The 25614-nt window shown below is 61.4% G+C and carries 25 protein-coding genes and 1 tRNA gene; 13 read left to right on the top strand and 13 right to left on the bottom strand.

Annotated elements, in window-relative coordinates; translation table 11 throughout:
- Positions 1-12: 12 nt before the first annotated feature.
- Both HX824_RS00510 and bcsQ read left to right on the top strand, forming a co-directional pair.
- On the top strand, positions 13-1140 hold the full coding sequence (locus HX824_RS00510; protein WP_008435708.1) for a cell division protein FtsQ: 1128 nt from the start codon (positions 13-15) through the stop codon (positions 1138-1140).
- A 173-nt stretch (positions 1141-1313) separates the two neighbouring features.
- The gene (gene bcsQ, locus HX824_RS00515; protein ID WP_177054011.1) at positions 1314-2255 is read left to right on the top strand and encodes a cellulose biosynthesis protein BcsQ; all 942 of its coding nucleotides are present in this window, start codon (positions 1314-1316) and stop codon (positions 2253-2255) included.
- Between the two features lie 242 nt (positions 2256-2497).
- Here the strand turns inward: bcsQ and HX824_RS00520 are convergent, their stop codons facing one another.
- From HX824_RS00520 to HX824_RS00540, 5 genes are all read right to left on the bottom strand, one after another.
- On the bottom strand, positions 2498-3712 hold the full coding sequence (locus tag HX824_RS00520; RefSeq protein WP_177054012.1) for a methyltransferase: 1215 nt from the start codon (positions 3710-3712) through the stop codon (positions 2498-2500).
- Positions 3693-4382, bottom strand: a complete 690-nt coding sequence (locus HX824_RS00525; RefSeq protein WP_032899447.1) for an ABC transporter permease — start codon at positions 4380-4382, stop codon at positions 3693-3695. Before HX824_RS00525 ends, HX824_RS00520 begins: the two co-directional genes overlap by 20 nt.
- A gap of 38 nt (positions 4383-4420) precedes the next feature.
- Positions 4421-5116, bottom strand: a complete 696-nt coding sequence (locus tag HX824_RS00530) for an ABC transporter permease (RefSeq protein WP_003218063.1) — start codon at positions 5114-5116, stop codon at positions 4421-4423.
- Positions 5117-5189: 73 nt separating this feature from the next.
- A complete protein-coding gene (locus tag HX824_RS00535) occupies positions 5190-5942 on the bottom strand; it encodes an ABC transporter substrate-binding protein (RefSeq protein ID WP_003218061.1) in 753 nt (250 codons plus the stop codon).
- Between the two features lie 13 nt (positions 5943-5955).
- Positions 5956-6729, bottom strand: a complete 774-nt coding sequence (locus HX824_RS00540) for an ABC transporter ATP-binding protein (RefSeq protein ID WP_003218059.1) — start codon at positions 6727-6729, stop codon at positions 5956-5958.
- 554 nt (positions 6730-7283) lie between these two features.
- Here HX824_RS00540 and gabP point away from each other — a divergent pair.
- On the top strand, positions 7284-8675 hold the full coding sequence (gene gabP / locus HX824_RS00545; protein WP_003218057.1) for a GABA permease: 1392 nt from the start codon (positions 7284-7286) through the stop codon (positions 8673-8675).
- Positions 8676-8810: 135 nt separating this feature from the next.
- Here gabP and HX824_RS00550 read toward each other — a convergent pair whose 3' ends face one another.
- Positions 8811-9224 (bottom strand): hypothetical protein, encoded by a 414-nt coding sequence (locus HX824_RS00550; RefSeq protein ID WP_063033519.1) that lies wholly within the window; start codon positions 9222-9224, stop codon positions 8811-8813.
- Between the two features lie 73 nt (positions 9225-9297).
- The gene (locus HX824_RS00555; RefSeq protein WP_102604466.1) at positions 9298-10218 is read right to left on the bottom strand and encodes an alpha/beta fold hydrolase; all 921 of its coding nucleotides are present in this window, start codon (positions 10216-10218) and stop codon (positions 9298-9300) included.
- Between the two features lie 172 nt (positions 10219-10390).
- Here HX824_RS00555 and HX824_RS00560 point away from each other — a divergent pair, with 172 nt between their 5' ends.
- From HX824_RS00560 to HX824_RS00570, 3 genes are all read left to right on the top strand, one after another.
- Positions 10391-11356, top strand: coding sequence for an arsenic resistance protein (locus tag HX824_RS00560; protein WP_177049448.1), 966 nt, complete (start codon positions 10391-10393; stop codon positions 11354-11356).
- 87 nt (positions 11357-11443) lie between these two features.
- Positions 11444-13084, top strand: coding sequence for a glycosyltransferase family 39 protein (locus tag HX824_RS00565; protein WP_177049447.1), 1641 nt, complete (start codon positions 11444-11446; stop codon positions 13082-13084).
- A 237-nt stretch (positions 13085-13321) separates the two neighbouring features.
- On the top strand, positions 13322-13612 hold the full coding sequence (locus tag HX824_RS00570; RefSeq protein WP_256346888.1) for a hypothetical protein: 291 nt from the start codon (positions 13322-13324) through the stop codon (positions 13610-13612).
- Positions 13613-13703: 91 nt separating this feature from the next.
- On the opposite strand, the gene HX824_RS00575 is transcribed toward HX824_RS00570, so the two are convergent.
- From HX824_RS00575 to HX824_RS00590, 4 genes are all read right to left on the bottom strand, one after another.
- Positions 13704-13779: transfer RNA gene (locus HX824_RS00575), tRNA-Phe, on the bottom strand.
- A gap of 103 nt (positions 13780-13882) precedes the next feature.
- Positions 13883-14155, bottom strand: a complete 273-nt coding sequence (locus HX824_RS00580; RefSeq protein WP_177021041.1) for an oxidative damage protection protein — start codon at positions 14153-14155, stop codon at positions 13883-13885.
- The gene (mutY, locus tag HX824_RS00585) at positions 14152-15219 is read right to left on the bottom strand and encodes an A/G-specific adenine glycosylase (protein WP_008435691.1); all 1068 of its coding nucleotides are present in this window, start codon (positions 15217-15219) and stop codon (positions 14152-14154) included. The genes HX824_RS00580 and mutY overlap by 4 nt, the downstream gene beginning before the upstream one ends.
- Positions 15216-17432, bottom strand: coding sequence for an AsmA family protein (locus tag HX824_RS00590; protein ID WP_177049446.1), 2217 nt, complete (start codon positions 17430-17432; stop codon positions 15216-15218). Before HX824_RS00590 ends, mutY begins: the two co-directional genes overlap by 4 nt.
- Positions 17433-17727: 295 nt before the next feature.
- Here HX824_RS00590 and HX824_RS00595 point away from each other — a divergent pair, with 295 nt between their 5' ends.
- The 7 genes from HX824_RS00595 (at position 17728) to HX824_RS00625 (ending at position 23500) form a co-directional block, all read left to right on the top strand.
- Entirely contained in the window at positions 17728-19389 is a 1662-nt protein-coding gene (locus HX824_RS00595) for an OFA family MFS transporter (RefSeq protein ID WP_003218039.1), read from the top strand.
- 240 nt (positions 19390-19629) lie between these two features.
- Positions 19630-20223: an imidazoleglycerol-phosphate dehydratase HisB gene (gene hisB, locus HX824_RS00600; RefSeq protein ID WP_003218037.1), complete on the top strand. Its 594-nt coding sequence runs from the start codon at positions 19630-19632 to the stop codon at positions 20221-20223.
- Complete coding sequence (hisH, locus tag HX824_RS00605; RefSeq protein WP_003218034.1) at positions 20223-20861, top strand: imidazole glycerol phosphate synthase subunit HisH; 639 nt, start codon at positions 20223-20225, stop codon at positions 20859-20861. Before hisB ends, hisH begins: the two co-directional genes overlap by 1 nt.
- A complete protein-coding gene (locus HX824_RS00610) occupies positions 20861-21118 on the top strand; it encodes a DUF2164 domain-containing protein (RefSeq protein WP_003218033.1) in 258 nt (85 codons plus the stop codon). The genes hisH and HX824_RS00610 overlap by 1 nt, the downstream gene beginning before the upstream one ends.
- A 39-nt stretch (positions 21119-21157) precedes the next feature.
- A complete protein-coding gene (hisA, locus tag HX824_RS00615; RefSeq protein WP_003187784.1) occupies positions 21158-21895 on the top strand; it encodes a 1-(5-phosphoribosyl)-5-[(5-phosphoribosylamino)methylideneamino]imidazole-4-carboxamide isomerase in 738 nt (245 codons plus the stop codon).
- A 9-nt stretch (positions 21896-21904) separates the two neighbouring features.
- Positions 21905-22675 (top strand): imidazole glycerol phosphate synthase subunit HisF, encoded by a 771-nt coding sequence (gene hisF / locus HX824_RS00620; RefSeq protein ID WP_003218030.1) that lies wholly within the window; start codon positions 21905-21907, stop codon positions 22673-22675.
- Between the two features lie 66 nt (positions 22676-22741).
- The gene (locus tag HX824_RS00625; protein ID WP_177054013.1) at positions 22742-23500 is read left to right on the top strand and encodes an ABC transporter substrate-binding protein; all 759 of its coding nucleotides are present in this window, start codon (positions 22742-22744) and stop codon (positions 23498-23500) included.
- On the opposite strand, the gene HX824_RS00630 is transcribed toward HX824_RS00625, so the two are convergent.
- The gene (locus tag HX824_RS00630) at positions 23453-24757 is read right to left on the bottom strand and encodes a Vps62-related protein (RefSeq protein WP_177054014.1); all 1305 of its coding nucleotides are present in this window, start codon (positions 24755-24757) and stop codon (positions 23453-23455) included. The genes HX824_RS00625 and HX824_RS00630 overlap by 48 nt on opposite strands.
- A gap of 74 nt (positions 24758-24831) precedes the next feature.
- Complete coding sequence (locus HX824_RS00635) at positions 24832-25614, bottom strand: divergent polysaccharide deacetylase family protein (RefSeq protein WP_177054015.1); 783 nt, start codon at positions 25612-25614, stop codon at positions 24832-24834.

Consider the following 25614-nt stretch of genomic DNA (forward strand, 5'->3'; position numbering starts at 1 on the left):
GGAAGCCTGACGATGCCCGCCCCTACCGCGCCGACCCCACCGAGTGAATTGGCCGTCCGCACCAGCCCCCTGGCGGGCTGGGTGTTGGTGCCTTTCCTGGCGGCGGGGCTGTTGTCTTGCGTCTGGCTGATGGTCAAGGGCCCGGTGAGTTTCCTGCCGCCCAAGGTCGACAGCGACATGCTGCTGCACGGTGAAGTGACCCATCGGTTTGCCAAGGAGCTGTCCAAGGCACCGATGGCCATCGAAGCGGCAAACCTGGAGCGCGGCGCCAGTTGGCTGGCGTTCGGCGACACCGGGCCGCGGGTGCGCCAGGGGTGCCCGGGCTGGCTGTTTATCAGCGATGAACTGAAGCTCAACCGCCACGCCGAAGACAATGCGCGCACCAAGGCCGACGCGGTGATCGACCTGAAAAAGCAGCTAGGCCAGCGCGGTATTGATCTGCAAGTGATGGTGGTGCCGGATAAAACCCGCATCGCCGCTGCCCAGCGTTGCGGCTTGTATCGTCCGGCCGTGCTGGATGGCCGGATCCAGCAATGGAGCACGCTGTTGCAAGCGGCGGGCGTTGAAGTGCTGGATTTGACCGACACCCTGAAACCCCTCGGCCCGGACGCCTACCTGCGTACCGACACGCACTGGAGCGAAATCGGCTCGAATGCCGGCGCCCGCGCCGTGGCCCTGCGCATCCAGCAGCGCGGTATCCAGGCCACGCCGGAGCAAGCCTTCGACATTACCCAGGCACCGCTCGCACCGCGTCCGGGTGACCTGGTGCGCCTGGCCGGTCTCGATTGGTTGCCGCCGAAGTTACAGCCGGTGGGCGAGCAGGTTGCGGCCAGCACCGCGCATGAGAACGGCCCGGCGGCGTCGAGTAACCCTGACGATTTGTTTGGTGACGCCGGCCTGCCGAACGTGGCACTGATCGGTACCTCGTTTTCGCGAAATTCGAATTTCGTGGGTTTCCTGCAAAAAGCCCTGAACGCTCCGGTGGGTAACTTCAGCAAGGACGGCGGCGAATTTTCAGGCGCCGCCAAGGCTTATTTCGACAGCCCGGCGTTCAAGCAGACGCCGCCCAAGCTGCTGATCTGGGAGATCCCGGAGCGGGATTTGCAAACACCTTACGACCCGATAAAGATTAGTCAGTAAATTGACCATTTACCGCTCGTCTTAAAGATTTCTTCAGAAACAGCAAAATAATGACACCTTCATTCCTTTGTCACAGAATGCGTACACAAAGGCGCCCACAAAAAGACCTGCGGTAAGCATCAGTACAGCTGACCTTTCACGTCTTTAAGATGCGTCGTGAGGGAGTGTTGGCGATGAGCCGTACCGATGATCTTTTTGTATTGTTCGATAAGACGACTGCCAGTGATGTTCAAGGGATGGATTCGATGCTGCAGTTCTTCGAAGACATGCCGGTCGACGACAGTGCCAGCCTCAATATGGGCAGTGGCGCGTCGTTCTCCCGACATTCCCCTTGTGCCAACGAGCAGTCCCGCGAAGCCGCGAACATCCGGGCGAAGGTGGTAGCGCTGGTTTCGGTCAATGGCGGCGTCGGCCGCAGCACCCTGGCCACCGCGCTGAGCAGCGGTTTGCAGCGCCTGGGGCAGCCAGTGGTGGCGCTGGACCTGGACCCGCAAAACGCGCTCTATCACCACTTCGGCCTGGGCCACACCTTGCCCGGCATTGGGCGCACCAGCCTGCATAACGAGCGCTGGAGCCAGATCCTTCATTCAGGCTTTGCCGGTTGCCAGGTGATCACGTTTGGCGAAACCGATATCCGTCAGCAGGAAGACCTCCAGCGCTGGCTGAAACAGGAGCCGCATTGGCTGGCGCAACATTTGTCGGCCCTGGGCTTGGGTGAGCAGGACACGGTGATCATCGACACCCCGGCGGGCAATAACGTCTACCTGCATCAGGCACTGAACGTGGCCGATGTGGTGCTGGTCATCGCCCAGGCGGATGCGGCTTCCCTTGGCACCCTGGAGCAGATGGAGCAGTTGCTGGCGCCACACCTTGATGATCGGCCGGCGCTGCGTTGCCACTTCGTGATCAACCAACTCGACGAGACCTCGGGCTTTAGCCTGGACATGGTCGAGGTGTTCAGGAAGCGCCTGGGTGACAGCCTGTTGGAGGTGGTGCATCGGGATCCGGCGATCAGCGAGGCCCTGGCTTTTGGCAGCGATCCGCTGGATAACCAAGCCGCAAGCATGGCCTGTGACGATATCAATGCGCTTTGTCGCCTGCTGGTTGCCCGCTGAAAAACCCGGGTTATGCCGCTAACCTCAGATGCTTATGCACAATCGGTTGGTTCGACCTGTCATCAAACCGCAATTCTGCGGAGCGGTTCTCATCACGCTGCAACTGCCTGTTTTGCGTGCGTTTTATTTTGTGAACAAAAAATGACCAGTCAGCATTTTGCGCCGCGAAGCTTGCCGGCAGGGCCTCTGCCAGAATTCCATCAACAGAGTTATCCACAGGGCACGCTGCGACAAAATGCCCTTTAATTGCGCTCGGCGAGCAGCATCAGGTTGCGCGGGGTGAGCGGTGTTTCGCAGAAGCTGCCGACTTGAACCCTGTAACCGTTTTCTTCGAGAAACAATGCCCGGTCCAGTACCAGCCACATTTCCAGCGGGCGCCGAAACAGACCACGCACTAATTCCAGGTTTCGCACCTGTGCCAAGCGCTGCCAGCCTTGGGCCTCCAGTGCCGACCAATGCTGTTCCCCTGTGGATAATCCCTTGAGGGCCGCCAATTCGCGGCAGTAGTCGGCGAACGGCTTGGCCAGCCAACTCGCGGGCAGGGACGGAGTGGGCAGGTAAGCATCGCTCCCGCGCAGTTGCCGCTGCAGAACATCAAAGCCCAGGCGCCTGGCCATCGACGTATCGCGCTGCTGGCGCACCCGAGCGCCGGCGGTAACGGTTTCGCTCAGCGGCAGGCCGAGGTCTTCCACCGATAAATGCAGTGACGACGCCTGGGCGGCAATCGACAGCGGCTGGTACTGCTCGGCGCGGATGCGGTTGTAGCAGCAGGGCGCCACGGCCAACTTCTGGCAGCCGGCGGCGCTGGCCAGTCGGAGCAGGCGCACATGCAGGTCGCCGCAGGCGTGCAGTGCCACCGGGGTTTGGTCGCGGCTGATCTGTACGTCGGCCATCACGTCTTGCAGGCGATGGGTGACGGGCAATTGATGGTGTTCGCTGAGGGCTTGCCCTGAGGCGATGAGGGCCGGGTCGTATTCCAGGCAGGTCAGTTGCTGCTCGGGTTGCAACAGGCGGCGGCCGAGGTGGCCCTTGCCGGCACACCAGTCGAGCCAGTGTTCGGGGGTTTGGCGAAATTGCAGCGCGGCGCCGAAGGCTTCGATCTGCTGCCATTTGCGGCCGGGTACATCGACGTTCAGGCGATGACGGGCGGCCGGTAGCGGGCGGGACGGTAAGTTATCCACAGCACTGAGATTCAGCGACTGCATGGCCAGCTCAGGGAAAGGCGCAGGCGCCGGCAGGTGGTGAGGCTGGTTATGGCTGCTTTCCGCTTCGGCCAGCGAGCGCTGGCGCAGCCAATGGGCCAGTTCGGGATGCTGGGTTTCCCACGGCAATTGCAGGTGAGTAAAGGGCCGTGGTCGCCACAGCCCTTGATGTTCGGTGAGGAACGCATCCAGCGCCTGGAAGCGGGCGAGCAGTTGCTCACCCGTCAACAAGGCGTCAGCGGCCCTGGCAGGCATCGACCCGCAACCAGCGCTCCAGCAGCTTGAAGAAGCGCACCAGGACGTAGGACATCAGCAGGTAGAACAACCCGGCAGCGAAGAAGATCTCTACCGGCAGGTAGGTGCGGGCAATGATCGTGCGGGCCATGCCGGTCAGTTCCAGCAGGGTCACGGTACTGGCCAGGGCGCTGGCCTTGAGCATCAGGATCACTTCGTTGCTGTAGGCCGGCAGGCCGATGCGCGCGGCACGCGGCAGGATGATGTAGAACAGCGCCTTGGGCCTGGACATGCCCAGCGCCCGCGCGGCTTCGATTTCACCCGGCGGGATGGCCTGGATCGCGCCACGCAGGATCTCGGCGATATAGGCGGCGGTGTGCAGCGTCATGGTGGCGGTGGCGCACCAGAACGGGTCCCGCAGGTACGGCCACATGAAGCTTTCACGCACGGCGTCGAACTGTGCCAGGCCGTAGTACACCAGGAACAACTGCACCAGCAGCGGCGTGCCGCGGAAGAAGAAAATGTAGCAGTAGGGCAGGGTGCGCACGTACCACAGGCGTGACGAGCGGGCGATGCCCAGCGGGATTGCCAGCAGCAGGCCGGCGATCACGGCGATGGCCACCAGCTCCAGGGTCAGGGTTGCGCCCTGGGCCAGTTTCGGCAGCCATTTAATGATCACGGCCCAGTTCAGGCCCAGGTCGAAATGCGACAGCCAGCTGTAGTCGCCACTCATTGCGTGCTCCTCGCAAAGCCGCGCGCGGCACGTTTTTCCAGGAAGTGCATGCCGGTCATCGCCAGGACAGTGAGGCCCAGGTACATGAAGGCCGCGACCATAAAGAAGGTGAAGGGCTGCTTGGTGACGGTCACGCCGATCTGCGCGTGGCGCATGATTTCTTCCAGGCCGATCACCGAGACCAGCGCGGTGTCCTTCATCAGAATCATGAACAGGTTGCCCAGGCCCGGCAGCGCGATGCGCCACATCTGCGGCATGATCAAGCGGGTGAAGATCCGGACCTTCGACAAGCCCAGTGCGACACCGGCTTCACGGTGGCCCTTGGGAATGGCCAGGATCGCGCCGCGGAAGACTTCCGTGGCGTAGGCGCCAAAGCACAGGCCCAGGGCGATCACCCCGGCGGCGAAAGCGCTGAGGGAAAGGTCGGGGTTGCCGAAAAACTCCCCGAGGGAGCGCATCAGGTTGACCGTACCGAAGTAGATCAGCAGGACCCACAGCAGTTCCGGGATGCCGCGAACCAGGGTGGAGTAGCTGCCGCCAAGCCATTGCAGCGGCTTGTACGGGGAAGTCTTGGCCAGGGCGCCGGCCAGCCCGAGCACCAGCCCGAGGCACAGGGCGGTGAGCGCCAGCTTGACGGTCATCAGCGCGCCGGCGGCGAGCGCCGGGCCGAATCCGTAGAGGTCGAAATTCATGGTTTAGTCGTTTCGCAAGGCAAAGCTCAGGACCGGCGCACTCAAGCGAGCACGCCGGGCAGGCCATTCAGGATCACTCGATACTGAAAGGGAAGTACTTGTCGTTGATCTTCTTGTAGGTGCCGTCGGCCTTGATTTCAGCCAGGGCTTTGTTCAAGCGCTCGCGCAGCGGGTCGCCTTTGCGTACGGCGATACCGATCTTGTCGCTCTCGACCACCGGGTCGCCCTTGAATTCGTAGGCGGAGCCGTCTTTGCTTTTCAGCCACTCGTACTGCACGTACTTGTCGGCGAGCATCCCGTCCAGGCGGCCGGAAGTCAGGTCGAGGTAGGCGTTTTCCTGGGTGTCGTAGAGCTTGGCGGTGGTGTCCGGCAGCTTGTCTTCCAGGTAGGTACCGGCCAGCGTTGCGCGCTGTGCACCGATGATCTTGCCCTTCAGGTAGTCCGCGTCGGTCTTGAAGTCTTTGTTGGCTTTGGGCGCGATGAACTGCAGCTTGTTGGAGTAGTACGGGTCGGTGAAGTCGACGGCCTGCTTGCGTTCATCGGTGATGGACAGCGAGGAGACCAGGAAGTCGAACTTCTTGGCATTCAGGGCCGGGATGATGCCGTCCCAGTCGGAGACATACACTTCGCACTTCTCGACTTTCATCTTGGCGCACAGGGCGTCGCCGATGTCCTTGTCGAAGCCGACGACGTTGCCGCTGGCATCTTTATTGTTGAACGGCGGGTAGGCCGCTTCGATCCCCATTTTCAAGGTTTCAGCCATCGCCGTGGCGCTGAACGCCATCGAAACAGCGGCGGCCAAGAGGAATTTTTTATAGTTCTGCATGCATGTTGCTCCGTTAGCGGTTGCTGGACATGAATTGTTTGCAGCGCGCCGAAAGCGGGTTTTCAAATACCTGCTGTGGCGATCCTTGCTCTTCGACCAGGCCCTGGTGCAGGAACACCACTTCACTGGACACCTGGCGGGCAAAGCCCATTTCATGGGTGACCAGCAGCATGGTGCGGCCTTCTTCGGCCAGGGCGCGGATCACATTAAGTACTTCCTGAACCATTTCCGGGTCAAGGGCCGATGTGGGCTCGTCGAACAGGATGACTTTGGGCTGCATGGCCAGGGTGCGTGCGATCGCGGCGCGTTGTTGCTGGCCGCCGGACAGTTGCGCGGGGTAGGCATGACGCTTGTCACTGATGCCGACCTTGGCCAGCAAGGCTTCGGCGATTTCAGTGGCTTCGGCCTTGCTCTGGCCAAGCACGCGGCGCGGGGCCTCGATGATGTTGTCGAGGACGCTCATGTGCGGCCACAGGTTAAAGTTTTGAAACACAAAACCGATTTCGCTGCGCAGGCGGTTGATCTGTTTGCCGTCGGCGGCCACCAGTTCGCCGTTTTTCGCAGCCTTGAGCTTGAGTTCTTCACCGGCCACCAGGATTTGCCCCTGGTGCGGGTTTTCCAGCAGGTTGATGCAGCGCAGGAACGTGGACTTGCCGGAACCGGAGGAACCCAGGATCGAGATCACATCGCCGTCGCGGGCGGTCAGCGAGATACCTTTAAGCACCTCCAGCTCACCATAGCGTTTATGCAAGTTGCGGATTTCAAGCGCGGGCGTGGCCTCAGCCATGTGCGGTCCTCATTGTGTTCATTGCGCTCCTGCTGTTGGCCCGCCTTCCTGGCGAGGCGCCAAGCTAGCATAGCGTCCGGATGACAGCCAACAGCCCTGCAGGCGGTAAACAGACGGTCTGCGGCAGGGTGTCGCATCGGCACAGCAGTGTGTCGCGCCATCAACAACCGAACAGCCGTTTGAACCAGTATTCCTACAGGTTTCGCGTAAAAAAGGGCGCGATGGTGCCAGCTTTGGCCGGGTGTTGGAAGGGTTAAACCGGCGAACGGTCCTTATCAGCCCTTTTATGGGGCGTCACGCACAAATTGTGTGTGTTTTTGGTGCACTGATTCGTCTTTCAAGTGAGTCGCACAGTAACGCTATAGCGGAATGCCATTAGTGTCAGTGACTTACGAGAGCTATTGAGTTTCCCTACAGCCCGCGTCAATCGTGGCTCTGTAACATTTTGGCGCAAATCTTGCGTAAAAAATAAAGAACGCCCCGTTGGTTTCTTTTCACGAGAAAGACGCCAGACCGGGTGGACCGTATTCGCAATTCCTCGCAAAGGTGTGTCAATGAGTAGTACGCAAAGCTCCAATGACCTCGAACAGGGGCTCAAACCGCGTCACGTCACCATGCTGTCGATTGCCGGCGTTATCGGTGCCGGGTTGTTTGTGGGCTCCGGCCACGCGATTGCTGCGGCGGGCCCGGCCGTGCTGCTGGCTTATGCCGCCGCCGGTACGCTGGTGGTGTTGGTGATGCGCATGCTGGCCGAGATGGCCGTGGCATCGCCGGACACGGGTTCGTTCTCTACTTATGCCGACCGTGCGATCGGGCACTGGGCCGGTTTCACCATCGGCTGGTTGTACTGGTGGTTCTGGGTGCTGGTGATTCCGCTGGAAGCCAACGCTGCCGCGACCATCCTGCACGCCTGGTTCCCCGGCGTGGCGATCTGGGCCTTCACCCTGATCATTACCTTGCTGCTGACCGCGACCAACCTGTTCAGTGTGAAGAACTACGGCGAGTTCGAGTTCTGGTTTGCGCTGATCAAAGTGGTGGCGATCATCGGGTTTGTGATCCTCGGCATCCTGGCGATCTTCGGCTTCCTGCCGGGCAGTCAGGTCAGCGGCGTTTCGCACCTGTTCGACACCCAGGGCTTCCTGCCCAACGGCATGGGCGCGGTATTGGCGGCGATCCTGACCACCATGTTCTCGTTCATGGGCACCGAGATCGTGACCATCGCGGCCGCTGAATCGAAGAACCCGGGCCAGCAGATTTCCAAGGCCACCAACTCGGTGATCTGGCGGATCGGCTTGTTCTACCTGGTGTCGATCTTCATCGTCGTGGCCCTGGTGCCGTGGAATGATCCTGCGCTGGCAGCGGTCGGTTCCTACCAGACCGTGCTGGAACGCATGGGCATCCCGAATGCCAAGCTGATCGTTGACCTGGTGGTGCTGGTGGCCGTGACCAGTTGCCTGAACTCGGCGCTGTACACCGCTTCGCGCATGATGTTCTCCCTGGGCCGTCGCGGTGATGCACCGGCGGTGTCCAAGATCACCAACAAGAGCGGCACGCCTTACTGGGCGGTGTTGCTGTCTACCGGCGCGGCGTTCCTGGCGGTATTCGCCAACTACGTGGCACCGGCGGCGGTGTTTGAATTCCTGCTGGCCAGCTCCGGCGCCATCGCGCTGCTGGTGTACCTGGTGATCGCCGTGTCGCAACTGCGCATGCGCCAGAAACGCACGGAAGCGGGCGAGAAGATTGCCTTCAAGATGTGGCTGTTCCCGGGCCTGACGTATGCGGTGATCGTGTTCATCGTGGGCGTGCTGACGATCATGTTGTTCCAGGAAGCGCATCAGGTGGAGATCATTGCCACCGGGATCCTGAGCTTGCTGGTCGTTGCGGCGGGGCTGATGGTGTCGCGTCGGCGCAAGGGCCGGAAGGTTGGGGCTGCGGTGCTTAACTGACGGAGTGCTTTCGTCGCAATACCGTTGATCAAATGTGGGAGCGGGCTTGCTCGCGAATGCGGTGGATCAGTCGACATTTGAGCTGACTGACACACTGCCTTCGCGAGCAAGCCCGCTCCCACATTTCGTTTTGTATCAGTCTTCGGAGCTAACAAGCGCCTGTGACGCCGCGACGTAATCGGCCTGAAACTCCGGCGATTCAATCCACGCCAGCGCTGCCGCTTCATCCTCGGTATCCGTGGCCCACTGGCGATACTCGATCAGCGCCGCGAGGATAAAGTCCGTCGCTTCTTCTTCACCTTCCTGCTCCAGTACCACTGCCAGCAGCGGGTGCGCCAGGAACACGGCACACAGCGCCTGCTGACTGGTTTCGCCAGCGGTGCGCATCTCCAGGAACAGCTCGGTCAAATCCACCGATTCAAGATCAATGCGGCTGTCATCGCCGGCAAAGGCATCCGGCTTGGTGGCGACGGCGCGTTGGGTGCGATTCTGCTTGGCCTTGGCTTTTGCCCGGTGGGCGCGTTTTTGCTGCTTGTTCGGCGAAGCCATGGGCTCACGTCCTTGGTGTCAGGATCTGGGGATGGGGTATTGAAGCGCAGGTCTGGAGAAATCCCAAGGCTTTCTAGGTGCGATCCGTCACTTGGCGCCCCGGCGTGCCGTTGGCCAACTCTCCCCTTTGCAGCCAAGCCAATGCAATCGGCCACAACCGATCTTGATACTGGCTGCGAAAGAATGCGAAGTGTCCGACCTCTTTTTCGCCGATATCTTCAGGCGCGATTCGCAGATGCGTGCGCTCGCTGCCGTCGAAGTAACCCAGCAGGCGCTCGATTGCTGCGACGGTACCAAACGGATCGTCGGTAATGCTGATGGCCAGTATCTGTGCCTTCACCCGTGAAAACGGCAACTCGGGCAAGGCTCGCCCACTCGGACGTTTTTCATAACTCGGCGTCGGCGTACTCCAGTCGCGTACCACGCCCGCCGGGGTATCCTCCAGCCAGCCTATGCGTTTGCCCGGGAAGTAGCCAAAAACCGCTGTCACCAGCGGCATCACCACATGCCATTTGGCAAGCATCCGCCAGCGCCCGCTCGCCTCGTAGTCGCGCCAGTAGGCAAACTGCGCGCCTACCGTCACCAGGCGTCGAATCACCGCGCCGGAAGCCCCGAGCCCCGCCGCACATCCGCCAAAACTGTGCCCGACCACATCAATCGGTTGGCCGGCAAACTCCCGCTGGGCCCGCTGCAGGATCGCTTCGAAGTCCAGCACGCCCCAATCGGACCATGAGGCCTTGAACCCTTTCAGCGAGCCGCTGCGGGATTCGCCGATGCCGCGGTAGTCGTAGGTGATGACGTCGAAGCCATTGGCAAACAGGTAATCGGCAAACCGTGAGTAGTGACGGCAGCGTACGGAGGTGGCGGCGTTGATGATGACGACCGGGCGTTCAACGTCTGTGCGCGGATGGCGCCACGTGAAGCCTCCGATGGAATGCCCATCGGCTGTGGGCTCGCGGAATGCTTCGGCTTGAGGTCGGACTGGCAGGTTCATGAACAGGCTCGATCATTGCGCTTTCGATGGGGGGTCAAAGGCCCGTGCGCAGTTTTATGAGAAGTCGAAACTAACAAATTTCTGCTATGAAGACCCCGGGGATTTTTCTGAGGCTCGACCTGAGCGGCACAGATGCCTAGGCTTAGACCCTTTCGCCCACCAGAGCCGGCCCATGACCCGCGACACCCTCGAACAAAACCAGATCCCGATCTACTTCGCCAGCGTGGTGCTGGCTGCCGTTGTCGGCCTGCTGGCGCCCTCCATGGCTCAAGGTGTGGCCGCCCTGGTTACGCCCGCCATCGCCGTCCTGATGTACGCGATGTTCCTGCAAATCCCGTTTCTGGACCTGCGCCAGGGGCTGGGCAACAAACACTTCATGGCCGCGTTGCTGCTGGCCAACTTCATCCTGATTCCGCTGCTGGTGTGGGCGCTGACTCGGGGCCTGGTGGAACACCCGGCGATCCTGGTGGGTGCGTTGCTGGTGCTGTTGACGCCGTGCATCGACTACGTGGTGGTGTTTACCCATATCGGCAAGGGTGACTCGCGGTTGATGCTGGCGGCGACCCCGATTCTGTTGTTGCTGCAACTGCTGCTGTTGCCGGTCTACCTGGGGTTGATGCTGGGGGCGCAGTCGCAGGTGGTGGTTGCAGTGGGGCCGTTTGTCGAGGCCTTCCTGCTGCTGATCGTTGCCCCCATGATTCTGGCGGTGCTGACCACTTCCCAGTCCCGGCGCTCACCGGTCGTCAGTGCCTGGAACGATGCTTGGGCCTGGCTGCCCGTGCCGGCCATGGCGCTGGTGCTGATGGTGGTGATCGGTTCGCAGATCACCGCCGTGGTCCGCGATATCGGCCTGCTGGCGCCGGTGATCCCGGTGTATATCGGCTTCCTGTTGCTGGCCCCGCTGATGGGGGCGCTGGCTTCGCGCCTGTTCAAGCTATCGGCGCCCACGGCGCGGGCGGTCACCTTCAGCGCCTCCACGCGTAATTCCCTGGTGGTGCTGCCGCTGGCGCTGGCGTTGCCCGAAGAGATCCGCGGGCTCGCTGCTGCAGCGGTGATCACGCAAACCCTGGTGGAATTGGTAGGGGAGCTACTCTATATCCGCCTGCTGCCGCTGCTGGTCTGGCCCGCTCGTCGTTAGGCGGATGAATGTTTGATTCCGTTCAGGGCTTATTCAGGGTGGCGTTCGGCAACATGAGCCGGTTTACCCCACCTGACAGGCTGAATAATGGATCAACACAATCGCTTTCGAATGGAATCGCTGGGTATTTTCCTCATCGCCCTGCTGCTGTTCACCCTGGGCATCTGGGACCAGCAGCCACAGGGCTTCGACGGCCGCTGGGCCGTGTTCATGCAAGAGATGTTTCGCCACGGCGCGAGCCTGTTTCCTACCACCTACGGTGAGCCTTACCCGGACTATCCGGGCACCGCGACCTACCTCAGCTACCTCTTTGCCCGTTTATTCGGCGCGCCCAACGACCTGGCTAACGTGATGCCCACCGCCCTGGCGTCTGCCGGGGTCATGGCGCTGATCTACCGCTTGCTGGTGCCGTCGGGCCGGGCGTGGGCGCTGCTGACGGTGCTGCTCACCGCATTGACTGCCCAGTTGCTGGAGAAGTCGCGCTCGGTGTGCCTGGACCAGATGATCTCGTTGTTGTGCCTGGGGTGTTTCTACCTGCTGCATACCGGTGAGCGCCTGGGCTCGCGGCTGCGCCAATATGCGATCTTTCCGTTGTTCGTGGTGGCGTTTGCCATTCGCGGGCCGCTGGGGTTGATCGAGGTGTGCGGGGTGGCCTGTGTCTACTGGGCGCTGGGCACCGCTCGTACGCGGCAAGAGCGGATTGCACTGCTGAAAAAGGTGATTGCCCACGGCGTGGTCGGTTTGATCCTGCTGGCCGGCTGCTGGTGGGCGCTGTTGAAACTGGCGCGGATCAGCGGGGGCGATGCTTTCGTCGATGATGTGCTGCGGATGCAATTCACCGGGCGCCTTGATGAAACCGGTGAGGCGTTCTACTTCTACTTCAAGCTGAGCCTGTACCGCTATTTCCCGGTGGTGCCGCTGGCCCTGGCGACGATGATTGCCCTGCGCCACAAATGGTCGGCCCGCCACGACGATGCCGATGTGCAGTTGATGCTGCGCTTGGCCGCCTGCGGCCTGATGATTTTGCTGGGCTTGTCGGTGCCGCACTTCAAGCGCGCCTACTACATCGTGCCCATGGTCCCGATGTTTGCCGCGGTGGCCGCCTATGGCTTGCTCCAGGCCCAGGGCTGGTTGCTCGGCGTGCGGCGTGGCTATGAGTGCCTGGTGGCGGTCCTGCCGGTGCTGGGCATTGTCGTGGTGTTTGTCTGTCGGCATCTGTGGCACAAGCACGGCTACTGGCCGGACGTTTCAGTGCCGGCGCTGGTGGGTGTGCTGATCGTGCTGCAACTCGCAGCCGTGATTGCCTGGCGCCGTTTGCAGGGCAATCTCGGCCAGCGCCTGGTGGTGCTCAGCCTGATTGCGCTGGCCACCCAATGGCTGGTGCTGGTGAAGGTTGTGGAGCCGGCCAAGGACCTGCAATTCGACACCAGGAACTTCGTAAGCGCGGTGGAAAAGCTGCGTGCCGATAATCCCGGGACCCTGGTGTTCGTCGATCTGGCCAAGGACACCTGGGCGATTCGCTACATCATGAACCTGGATCACGACGAGCAGCCGCTGTTCATCGGGCGCAACCAACCCTTGCTGGTGGATACGCTACCGCGCCCCGCCTGGGTGATTGTGGAGCGCAAGCAAACCGCATTGCTCAGCGGCACGCCGCTGGAACACATGGCGCCGGTGTTCAATGGGCGGTTGAATGACAACCCGCTGCTGGTGTTCCTGATGAAGTGACTCAGTCGCCTTGACATCCTTGTCGGTGGTGACGCCGACGAGAGTGGCGATCACTGGGGAATTAAGGATGGATCAATGGGGTCGGAATGAGGTGTTGATAACCGGCACTTTGGATCGTCTTACTGTATGGTCGCCGCCTGGATGACCGGTTGGTCTGATTGGAGCGCTTTGCAGCCTGCCGCAAAACAGGCGCCTGCTAGGCTTGGGTACTTTCGTGGTGATGAGTTTGGGTGCAACATGGAAGCAGTAAAAATGGATTTTGAGTATGCCGGTGCCGAGAGCGTCGGTAGTGCCCACGTGATCGGCCGTTCCTGGCTTGGCGGCCTCAGCATCTGTTTTGACGGAGGCTGCAGCTACCCCTCGATGATCAGCGTGCTGGAGGCTGTATTCAGGCGCTACGGACGCCTGGTGCGTTTTGGCGAGTCGCTCTCGGCGCAGGATTGGATTGCGCGCGTGGAGGAGAGTGGTTTTCACATCTCCGAGCAGGAGCGGGTTGCGGTGTTGACGTTGATGCGGGGCGGGGGCTGAAGGAGTCAAAAACGGCAGGCAACAAAAAACCCGCACCAGGCGGGTTTTTTGTGTGTTTCAGATGACGTTTGCACCACCTGAAACTAATTAGTGGTGCCCAGAGACGGAATCGAACCGCCGACACGGGGATTTTCAATCCCCTGCTCTACCGACTGAGCTATCTGGGCAACGGGGCGCATTAAACGGGTTTTTCAGGGGGTCGTCAAGCAAGTTTTCAAAAAATATTTAATTATTACCGTCGCTTACGGGCCAACCCCCAAATTTGATCAATTATTCAGCAGGTGGCACGTAGCCGTCGGCCTTGGCGTAATCCTCGCCGGAAAAGTACTTGTCCATCTCGCCCTGCAGGTATTTGCGGTCTTCGGCGTTCATCATGTTCAGGCGCTTTTCGTTGATCAACAGGGTCTGGTGCTTTTGCCAGTCAGCCCAGGCCTTGGCGGAAACGTTGTCGAAAATGTCCTGGCCCTTGGTGCCAGGGAACGGGGCGCGCTCCAGGGCGGGCAGTTCTTCGTGGTACTTGCGGCAGATGATGGTGCGGGTCATGACGGAACTCCTGCGTTCAATACTTCAGCCGCGCGCTTCAGCAGTTTTTTCACCGGGGCGGCAAGGCCCAGGCGCGGCGGGGTGGCGAGGTTATACCAGAGCCAGTCAGCCTCGGCCACGTGATGGGCAGACTCCTGGACCTGGACCAGCCAGGGTTCGATAGCCAGTTGGAAGTGGCTGAAGGTGTGGATCAGGCTCGGCAGCTCCTGGTGTTTGCCCAGCGCCAGCGAGTGCTGGTTGGCCAGGTGTTCCAGGTCTGCCAGGTCATCCAGCTCCGGCAGGCTCCACAAACCGCCCCACAGGCCCGTGGAGGGGCGACGGTAAAGCAGGATCGCGCCCTCGCCATTGGCCAGCATCGGCATCAGAGTGCGCTTCTGGGGCACGGTCTTGCGTGGCTTGGGGATCGGGTAGCGGGTTTCCAGGCCGAGCAGGTGCGCTTCGCAGCCCTTTTCCAGCGGGCACAGCAGACAGCTGGGCTTGCTGCGGGTGCAGAGGGTGGCGCCCATGTCCATCATGGCCTGGGTGTAGGCGTTGACGCGGTCATGGGGCGTAAAGCGCTCTGCGGTGGCCCACAGCTGTTTGGCGACCTTCGGCTCGCCCGGGTAACCCTCTTGCGCGGTAAAGCGCGCCAGCACGCGCTTGACGTTGCCATCGAGGATCGGCGCTCGCAGGCCCATGCTCAGGCTGGCAATCGCACCCGCGGTGGACAGGCCAATGCCGGGCAGTTCGGTGAGTTTTTCGACGTCACGGGGAAACTCGCCGCCATATTCGGCAACGACGATCTTCGCGGTCTTTTGCAGGTTGCGCGCCCGGGTGTAGTAACCCAGCCCGGTCCACAGGTGCAGCACTTCGTCTTCCGGCGCGGCAGCCAGGGCTTCGACCGTTGGCAAGGACGCCATGAACCGGTCGAAGTAGTTCAGCACGGTGCTGACCTGGGTCTGCTGCAACATGATCTCCGAGACCCACACCCGGTAAGGCGTGATGCCCTGTTGCCAGGGCAGGTCATGGCGACCGTGGCGGTCGTACCAGTCGAGCACCGCCGTTGAAAACTGCTCGTTTCTCATCGTTTGAACAGGCCTTTAAGCGCGTCTTTCAGCTGTGGATTGACCTTGTCGAGCTTCTGTTCAAGCTTCTCGCCGAGCTTGTTGCCTGCCGCCTTGATGGCGACCTGGCTCAAGCCGTCCTTGTCCAGGCGGCAGGCCTTGGCGCCCAGTTCCAGTGGGCCACGGCAGCGCAGCGGGACTTCGATGTTCTGGAAGTTGGAGCCCACCTGGCAAGCCGGGTCCGGCACGTCGCGCTGGTCGCCTTCGACGATGATGCCGACGCGGTAGTCCATGCCCAGCACGCGCAGGTCGACGTCACCGTCGCCGTTGACGGTCAGGCCCGGGATGCGCACTTTCAGGTCGGGGTTGCTGGCCACGCCATTGCGGAAGGTCAGGTTGCCCTTGAGTTCCTGGAACGGGGTGTCCTTGCCGCGCTGGTCGCCGCTGAGGGTCTTGCGGTTGAGCAGGGCGATGCCGGTGCACAGCTGTTGCTCGATGTTGGCGTTGAGCAGCACGCCGTTGTTGATCGCGAAGCTGGCGGTACCGTTGAGGCTGTCGATCAGGGCTTTCTGGCTATTGCCGCGGCCGTTGAGGTTGCTGTCGAGGGTGAGCTGGCCCTTCACCGGCGGGTTCTGCCCCTGGGCTTGCAGGATGCGTTCGACCGGTACCTGCTTGATGCGGGTTTGCAGCGCCAGCAGCGGGATGTCCTGGCGCACGTCAAGGTTGCCGTTGGCCTGGAAGGTGCCGTTGTAGAGGCCGCCGCTCAAGGTATCGAGCTTGAGCTGGCCATCGAGGCCGGAGGCTTTCAGGGCGGCATTCTGGATCGGCAGCTTGCTCAGGGTCAGTTGGCCAAAGGACAGGTCGGCGTTTACGTCCAGGGTGCGCAGGCGGGTCAGCGGCAGCAGCTTGTCGGTACTCCACGCGGCTTTGGTCGGGGCGTCCGGCAACGGTGTGGTGCCACCGGCCGCCATGGCGCCGGCTTCGCTGTTCTGCACTTCAGCCTGGCGCGCGGCCGCGGCGCCCTTGGCGGCTTCGGACTTGGCCGGCAGGTAGTTGTCGGCGTTGAACGTATCGGCCTTGAGCTGCACCCGCAGGGATTGCCTGGCGAAATCATCCACGGCCACGCGACCGGTGAAGGTGCTGTCGTCGAGTTTCAGGTTGAGGTCTTCAAGCGCCAGGCTGGTCGGCGTGCCCTTGAGGCGGCTGACCAGCTCGACCTTGCTCAGGCTGCCGGCGGCCATCGGTGGCAGCGGGTTGCCGACGCTGTCGAGGAACTTGGCCAGGTCAAACTGGGCAATCGACAGGGCGCCGCTGAGCTGTGGAGTCTTGTCCAGGTCGTTGACCTTCAGCTCGCCCAGGGCGCGCAGTTGGTTCAGCGACAGCTTCATGCCGGTCCATTCGGCGATATTCGCAGACTGGTCCACCAGCAATTGGCCCTGGGTCGAAAAGGTCACAGTCTTGCCTTGCAGCGGCTCGCCGGTGGCTTCACCAGTGACCTTCATGTCTTCGAACTGGTAGCGCTTGAGGGCGCGCTGAATGCGCAGGTTGCCATTGACCTCGGTCTTGACGCGCATCAGCGGCTGGTTGGTGCCGAAGAACGCGGTGAGTTTGACCGGGATGCTTGCACCTTCGTGCACGGCGCCGGCACTCAGCTGGATGCTTTCGGCGCTGAACTGCTTGCCGGTCTGCTCGTCGTTGTATTCGACGCGGGCGTTGTTGATGGTCAGGCTGTCGATGTCCAAGCGGATCGGCTGCGGCGGCTTTTCAGGCTTGGGCGGTGTGGCCGCTTCAGCCACGGCAGGCGTGGCGGCGGCGGTAGCCGGGTCCGGCACATTCTTGCCGATGTCTTCCCAGTTGCCGTGGCCATGCACGTCTTTGTTCAGGCGCAGGTTCAGGCCTTCGACACGTACATCGCTCATCTGCACTTCACGGCGCAGCAGCGGCAGTACGCGCACCGACAGGCCGAGCATCTGCAGGTCGGCAAACGGTTGGCTCGGATTGGTCAGGGTCGCAACGCTGGCCTCGTGCAATTCAAGACCGAGCCAGGGGAACAGGCTCCAGCCGATGTCGCCATTGAGCGTCAGCTCGATGTGGGCCTTGTCGCGGGCAATCTGGCGAATCTCGTCTTTGTAGTCGTTGGGATCGAAGAGATGGGTCAGGGCAAAGCCTAGAGCCACAATGATCAGCAACAGCCCGAGAAGTACCAGACCCAGGATTTTGCCGAACGCTTTCATGGGCGAGTCCTTGTATGTCGATTTTAAAATTTAGCCGAAGAGTATAACGCTCGTAGCCCTATGGCTGTTTAGGGATCGTTACATGGCGTCAAACAAATCAGATAACTCCAGAAAGGTGATATCAGTTTGGTTTTTCTGTCATCCACAGATGCTAATCTGCGCATGTTCGTCTGCCGTCTGCGACTAAACGTCGCGTTTAAAAGGAGCTTTACTCAACAAAACGGCCACGCCTTGCGTGTAAGGCCGAGGGAGAGAGCGCCCGACGGACACATACTAATAACTGGGGGAAACACCAATGAGCACTAGCACTGCGGCGGGTAATACTGCTGCACAGCCTGCGTTCCTGTCCAAGGAACGCATTATCGCCAAGCCCGGGTTCAACCGTTGGCTGGTACCACCGGCCGCCCTGGCGATCCACCTGTGTATCGGCATGGCCTACGGTTTTTCGGTGTTCTGGCTGCCGTTGTCCAAGGCGCTGGGGATCACCGCACCGGTCGCCTGCGCGCCGGACATGAGCTTCATCAGCCAGGTCTTCTCGTCGCAATGCGACTGGCCCATCTCCATGCTGGGCTGGATCTACACCCTGTTCTTCATCTTCCTCGGCTGCTCCGCAGCGATCTGGGGCGGCTGGCTGGAACACGCCGGGCCACGCAAGGCTGGTGTCGTTTCGGCCTTGTGCTGGTGTGGCGGCCTGCTGATCTCCGCGCTGGGGATCTATACCCACCAGATCTGGCTGATGTGGATCGGCTCCGGGGTCATTGGCGGTATCGGCCTGGGCCTGGGTTACATCTCGCCGGTCTCGACCCTGATCAAATGGTTCCCGGACAAGCGCGGCATGGCCACCGGCATGGCGATCATGGGCTTCGGCGGCGGCGCGATGGTGGGTGCCCCGCTGGCAGCCGCCTTGATGGGCCACTTTGCCTCGCCGACCAGCGTTGGCGTGTGGCAGAGCTTCGTGGTCATGGCCGTGATCTACTTCGTGTTCATGATCGGCGGCGCCTTGTCCTACCGTGTTCCGCCTACCGGCTGGAAGCCTGAGGGCTGGACTGCCCCGGCGAAAAAAGCCAGCAACGCGATGATCACCCATCGTCACGTGCACGTGAACGTGGCCTGGAAAACCCCGCAATTCCGCCTGGTGTGGCTGGTGCTGTGCCTGAACGTGTCTGCCGGCATCGGCATCCTCGGCATGGCTTCGCCGCTGCTGCAGGAAGTGTTCGGCGGCAAGTTGCTGGGTAACGGCCTGGCATTTGGCCAACTGGATGCCGGCCAACTGGCTTCCATCGCGGCCATCGCAGCCGGCTTTACCGGTCTGTTGAGCCTGTTCAACATCGGTGGCCGGTTCTTCTGGGCATCGTTCTCCGACTACCTGGGCCGTAAAAACACCTACTTCGTGTTCTTCGCCCTGGGCTTTGCCCTGTACGCGTTGATCCCGAACCTGGGTCACCTGGGCAACGTCGCGCTGTTCGTGGCGGCGTTCTGCATCATCCTGTCGATGTACGGCGGTGGCTTTGCGACCGTCCCGGCTTACCTGGCGGACCTGTTCGGTACGCAAATGGTGGGCGCGATCCACGGTCGTCTGCTGACCGCATGGGCAGCGGCGGGCGTGTTGGGCCCGGTGCTGGTGAACTACCTGCGTGAGTATCAGTTGAGCATCGGCGTTGAACGCGCTGCCGCTTACGACATCACCTTGTACATCCTCGCCGGCCTGCTGGTGCTGGGCTTTATCTGCAACCTGCTGGTACGGCCGGTGGCAGACAAGTACTTCATGACCGACGCCGAACTGGCTGCCGAGCAGGCGCTGGGCCATGACAAGGGCGCCGATTCCAGCACCGTGCTGGAGTGGAAAGCCTCCTCCGGCAGCGTGCCATTGGCGGTTGCCGCCTGGCTGGCGGTGGGCATTCCGTTGGCGTGGGGCGTGTGGGTCACCCTGCAGAAAACTGCGGTACTGTTCCACTAACACCGCGTAACCCTTGTGTGAGCGGGCTTGCTCGCGAATGCGATGGATCAGTCAGCACATGTATTGGCTGACCCACCGCCTTCGCGAGCAAGCCCGCTCACACACAAAGCTGCTCCCACACTTGTACTGACATGTCTATCCCCGACACTCCATCAGTCTTATCCCCTCCGATGTTTCTGTTTAGCGCCCGCGCCCCTATAATGGCTGCCTTTTTCGCCCAATGATTTTGCGGAGCTGGTGATGGCCGAACGTAAGGCGTCCGTCGAGCGCGACACTCTGGAAACCCAGATCAAAGCCTCGATCAACCTGGATGGCACCGGAAAGGCCCGATTTGATATCGGTGTACCTTTTCTTGAGCACATGCTGGACCAGATCGCCCGTCACGGGCTGATCGACCTGGATATCGTCAGCAAGGGCGACCTGCATATCGACGACCACCACACGGTGGAAGACGTCGGTATCACGTTGGGCCAGGCATTTGCCAAAGCCATCGGCGACAAGAAAGGCATCCGTCGCTACGGTCACGCCTATGTCCCGCTGGACGAAGCGCTGTCGCGTGTGGTCATCGACTTCTCCGGCCGCCCGGGCCTGCAGATGCACGTGCCGTACACCCGCGCCACCGTGGGCGGCTTCGACGTCGACCTGTTCCAGGAATTCTTCCAGGGTTTCGTCAACCACGCCCTGGTCAGCCTGCACATCGACAACCTGCGTGGCACCAACACCCACCACCAGATCGAGACCGTGTTCAAGGCTTTCGGCCGTGCCCTGCGCATGGCCGTGGAGCTGGATGACCGCATGGCCGGGCAAATGCCGTCGACCAAGGGCGTCCTGTAATGCAGACGGTCGCGGTTATCGACTACGGCATGGGTAACCTGCACTCGGTGGCCAAGGCCCTCGAGCACGTAGGTGCCGGCAAGGTGCTGATCACCAGCGATGCCGACGTGATTCGCGAAGCCGACCGGGTAGTGTTCCCGGGGGTTGGCGCGATTCGCGACTGCATGGCCGAGATTCGTCGCCTGGGCTTCGACAGCCTGGTGCGTGAAGTCAGCCAGGACCGGCCGTTCCTCGGCATCTGCGTGGGCATGCAAGCCTTGCTCGACAGCAGTGAAGAGAACGACGGCGTCGACTGCATCGGTCTGTTTCCGGGCCAGGTGAAGTTTTTCGGCAAGGACCTGCACGAAGACGGCGAGCACCTGAAGGTGCCACACATGGGCTGGAACGAAGTGCGCCAGACCGTGGATCACCCGCTGTGGCACGAAGTGCCGGACCTGGCGCGTTTCTATTTCGTACACAGCTATTACATCGCCGCCGGTAACCCGCGCCAGGTGGTGGGTGGCGGGCACTATGGCGTCGACTTCGCCGCGGCCCTGGCCGACGGTTCGCGCTTTGCCGTGCAATTCCACCCGGAGAAGAGCCATACCCATGGCCTGCAATTGCTGCAGAACTTCGCCGCGTGGGACGGGCGCTGGTAATGGCCAAGAAGGTCAAGCCGCCGATCTTGAACCTCACTCCCCAGCAGGAGAGTGAGGCCACCGACAAGATCAAGCGTTTCATGGAAGACCGCTTCGAGCTCAAGCTCGGCTCGTTCGAGGTTGCAGAAATCCTCGAACTGTTCACCACTGAAATTGCTCCGCACTATTACAACAGGGCGATTTTCGATGTGCAGACGCACCTTAAAGAAAGGTTCGAAAGCATCGAAAGCGACTTGTGGGCGCTCGAGAAACCCTGATTTCCCGAGCAACGCTGAATATCGAATAAGGTTTGCCAGATGCTGATTATTCCCGCAATCGATCTCAAGGACGGCGCCTGCGTACGTCTGCGCCAGGGCCGCATGGAAGATTCCACGGTGTTCTCCGATGACCCGGTGAGCATGGCTGCCAAGTGGGTGGAAGGCGGTTGCCGTCGTCTGCATCTGGTGGACTTGAACGGTGCGTTCGAAGGCCAGCCGGTCAACGGTGAAGTCGTCACGGCGATCGCCAAGCGCTATCCGAACCTGCCGATCCAGATCGGCGGCGGTATCCGCTCCCTGGAAACCATCGAGCACTACGTGAAAGCGGGCGTGAGCTACGTGATCATCGGCACCAAGGCCGTGAAAGACCCGGCCTTCGTCGCCGAAGCCTGCCGTGCGTTCCCCGGCAAAGTGATCGTGGGCCTGGACGCCAAGGACGGTTTCGTCGCCACCGACGGCTGGGCCGAGATCAGCACCGTCCAGGTGATCGACCTCGCCAAGCAGTTTGAAGCCGACGGCGTCTCCGCCATCGTTTATACCGACATCGCCAAAGACGGCATGATGCAGGGCTGCAACGTACCGTTCACCGCTGCGCTGGCCGCCGCCACCAAGATCCCGGTGATCGCTTCCGGCGGTATCCACAACCTGGGCGACATCAAGTCGCTGCTGGACGCGAAGGCGCCGGGGATCATCGGCGCGATCACCGGCCGGGCGATCTATGAAGGCACCCTGGACGTCGCTGAAGCCCAGGCTTACTGCGACGCCTACAACGGCTGAGGACTGACCATGGCGCTGGCCAAACGCATCATCCCTTGCCTGGACGTCGACAACGGTCGCGTGGTCAAGGGCGTCAAGTTCGAGAACATCCGTGACGCCGGCGACCCGGTGGAGATCGCCCGTCGCTACGACGAACAGGGTGCTGACGAGATTACCTTTCTCGACATCACCGCCAGCGTCGATGGTCGCGACACCACGCTGCATACCGTGGAGCGCATGGCCAGCCAGGTGTTTATCCCGCTGACCGTGGGCGGTGGCGTGCGTACCGTGCAGGACATTCGCAACTTGCTGAATGCCGGCGCGGACAAGGTTTCGATCAACACCGCGGCGGTGTTCAACCCGGAATTTGTCGGCGAAGCCGCACAGCACTTCGGTTCGCAATGCATCGTGGTTGCCATCGACGCCAAGAAAGTCTCCGGCCCGGGCGAAACCCCGCGCTGGGAGATCTTCACCCACGGCGGGCGCAAGCCGACCGGGCTGGATGCCGTGCAGTGGGCGATGAAGATGGAAGCCCTGGGTGCCGGTGAAATCCTGCTGACCAGCATGGACCAGGACGGCATGAAAAACGGCTTCGACCTGGGCGTGACCCGCGCCATCAGCGACGCACTGGGCATCCCGGTGATTGCTTCCGGCGGCGTCGGCAACCTGCAGCACCTGGCCGACGGCGTGATCGAAGGCCACGCCAGCGCAGTGCTGGCGGCGAGTATTTTCCACTTTGGCGAATACACCGTGCCTGAGGCCAAGGCCTACATGGCGGCGCGCGGTATCGTCGTACGCTAAACGTCACTGGACACCATGGCAGGCTCGCGGCACTCTCTGGGCTTGCCATGGATTCCGGTAACTTTCATGTTCAAAGACCTGCTGCTCGCCCTCGCCAGTGCCACCGTTCTGCTGACGGGTTCGGCTTATGCTGATGAACCGTCCGACGGCGCTTCCCTGGTGTTGCTGACGGAAAACTTCCCGCCGTACAACATGGCGAAAAACGGCAAGAACTTCGCCAAGGAAGAGAACATCGAAGGCATTGCCGTGGACATCGTCCGCGAGACGTTCCAGCGTGCCGGTATTTCCTACAACCTGACCCTGCGGTTCCCTTGGGACCGGATCTACAAACTCGCCCTGGAAAAACCCGGTTACGGCGTGTTCGTGATGGCGCGCTTGCCGGACCGTGAGGCGCTGTTCAAATGGGTCGGCCCCATCGGCCCGGACGATTGGGTGCTGCTGGCCAAGGCTGACAGCAAGATCCAGCTGAGCGACCTTGAGCAGGCGCGGCGCTACAAGATCGGCGCCTACAAGGGCGACGCCATCGCCGAGAGCCTGGAGAAGCAGGGGCTCAAGCCGGTGATCGTGTTGCGGGATCAGGACAACGCGCAAAAGCTGGTGGATGGCCAGATCGACCTGTGGGCCACCGGGGACCCGGCGGGCCGTTATCTGGCACGCCAGGTCGGGGTGACCGGGCTCAAGACTGTGTTGCGTTTCAACAGCGCGGAGCTGTACCTGGCGCTGAACAAAAACGTGCCGGATGACGTAGTGGCGAAACTCCAGGCGGCCCTCGATCAGTTACGGCAGGAGGGTGTCGTCGATGAAATCATGGGGCGTTATCTCTAGGTCGTTTTCTGTGGGCTCGGGCACCGCTGCTGGTACTTCCTCTGGCTCCTCAACAGCAGTAACCGCCGCTTCAGGTTGCAGCAGCTCGCTGAAGTAGACGTTATCTCCGCTGGCATAGGTCAGGGTTGGCCCGAGCTGGCTGTCGTCAGCCCGCAATAGCTCGTATCGGCTTTTGACCAGGTAGGCAGCGATGGATTTATTCGCCGGGATGTAAGCCATCACATCCGCCACGCCCTCCCGTTCCCAGCCTTGTGCGGTCAAGCCCGTATGCGTGAAGTCGCGATTGAGGTTGGCACTGATGCTCAACGGATGGCGGGGTGCCCAGGCAGCCTTTATATCGACGCCGGTCAAGGAGCGCAGGCCCAAGGAGAAATCACTGATCTCTCCTTTTGCGAATACCCAACTGAAGGTTTGGCTTGCTGGCGTGGTGTTTTGACCGCTGGCTACCAAGCTGTACTGGTCGATTCTTTTCAACCGATATACCGGGCACGTTTGCAGTTTTTCCAGGGGCGTCAGGGTCGGGTCGTTCACGGTAAACCAGGGCAGTTCGCACACATGAATGCCCTCTGTTACCTGCTCCGGCATCGTGCGTCCTGGTGCCATTTCGGGTGAAAGTGGCGGCAAATCTTCGGAATGAAGCGCAAGGTCCAGCCGCAGGGCGTGCACCGGGCTTTGCCTGGTTGGCTTGGCATAGCCCTCGGCGCCGGTAAAGGTGCCCGGTGCCAGGTAGGCTTGGCCAGGAGCTGCTTGCGACGGGGAGACACCCCAGGCGCTGAAGTCCCGGTGGGCGCCGCTGCCTTGGTCGCTCCAGATCAATTGGTCGACATAGGCCTGAGTCACCAGGTCTTCTCTGACACAGCGGATGGTATTGCGTGGTGGTTTGTCGTTACCGAGGCCACAGACCAGCCCCATCGCCACATAACCTTCTGGAGCGGTGGGCCGCCAGATTGAGAAATTGGCGCGTGCCCTTGGTCCCGAGTGTTCCCAGACTCTCTCGAAGTCGACGGGGGGCCGCAAGGCGGTGCCATTCTCCCGGTCAACTTCGCTGACAACCGCGACGATGTTCAGTTGATTGATGTTGTGGTAACCCGCCACCGCCACATCACCCAGCGGGACGAAGTTGCCCAGCGCGTCGGAGGATGTGCTCGGGCGCCAGAAGGTCACGGGTTTTTCGGCGCGAGTGCCTTTGTCGTTCCATACAGGAACGAACTCGGTGGTGAAGTTGATCAGCAGGTCTTTGTATTGCAGTGAGTTCATCTACAGACTCTCCAGTGGATACGAAGATCCACTATCGAAGAGTCCGCTCGGTCAGGCGCGGTAGCTATATAGCACTAGCGGTAAGTGCCGTTTTTTCCGTGGCCGGCCATGGCCTGGTTGCTGCGCAGGCTGATCATCAACTTGATGTCGATCCACTCGACGCCCTGGGCCTTGAGCTTGGGCAGCTCACGTTCGAGTACCGCCAGTGTCTGTGGATAAGGGTGGCCGATCATCACCGCCGACCCCTGTTTGTGGGCCAGCTTGATCGCGGTCTGCAGCTGGGTGGTGATGGCCGCTTCGGTGCGTTCGTCGTCGAGGAACACATCCCGCGAGACGCTGGCCAGGCCAATCTTTTGCGCCTCGGAGGCGGCGACGGTTTTAGCGCTGGTGCGGCTGTCGACGAAGAACTTGTGGCGTCGTTGCAGCTCACCCATCAACCAGGCCATGGCCTCCGGCTGGGCGGTCATGCGGCTGCCCATGTGGTTGTTGATGCCGGCGGTGTAGGGCACGGCCTTGAAGGCTGCGTCCAGGCGTTTGCCCAGCTCTTCGATGGGCAGGTCGGGGTGCCAGGCGAACGGGCCGGTGGCCGGGTCCATGGGCATGTGCAGGATGACGATCTTGCCGGCCTTGTGGGCTTCGCGGGCGAATTCGGCGGCGTGGGGTGTGTCGGGCATGATCGCCGTGGTCACCGGGCCGGGCAGGGCGAGCACGCGACGATCCCGGGGCAGGTTTTGCCCAAGGTCGTCGATGATCAGGGTCAGGTAGGCTTTGTGTTCAGCGGGGGCTGCACTGGCGGGGTTGCCTTGGGCGACACCCGCCAGACAGCACAGCAAAGCGATGATCAGTCCACGGCGCAT

The organism is Pseudomonas sp. D4002, assembly GCF_013385665.1.
In the GTDB taxonomy this organism is placed as follows: Bacteria; Pseudomonadota; Gammaproteobacteria; order Pseudomonadales; family Pseudomonadaceae; genus Aquipseudomonas.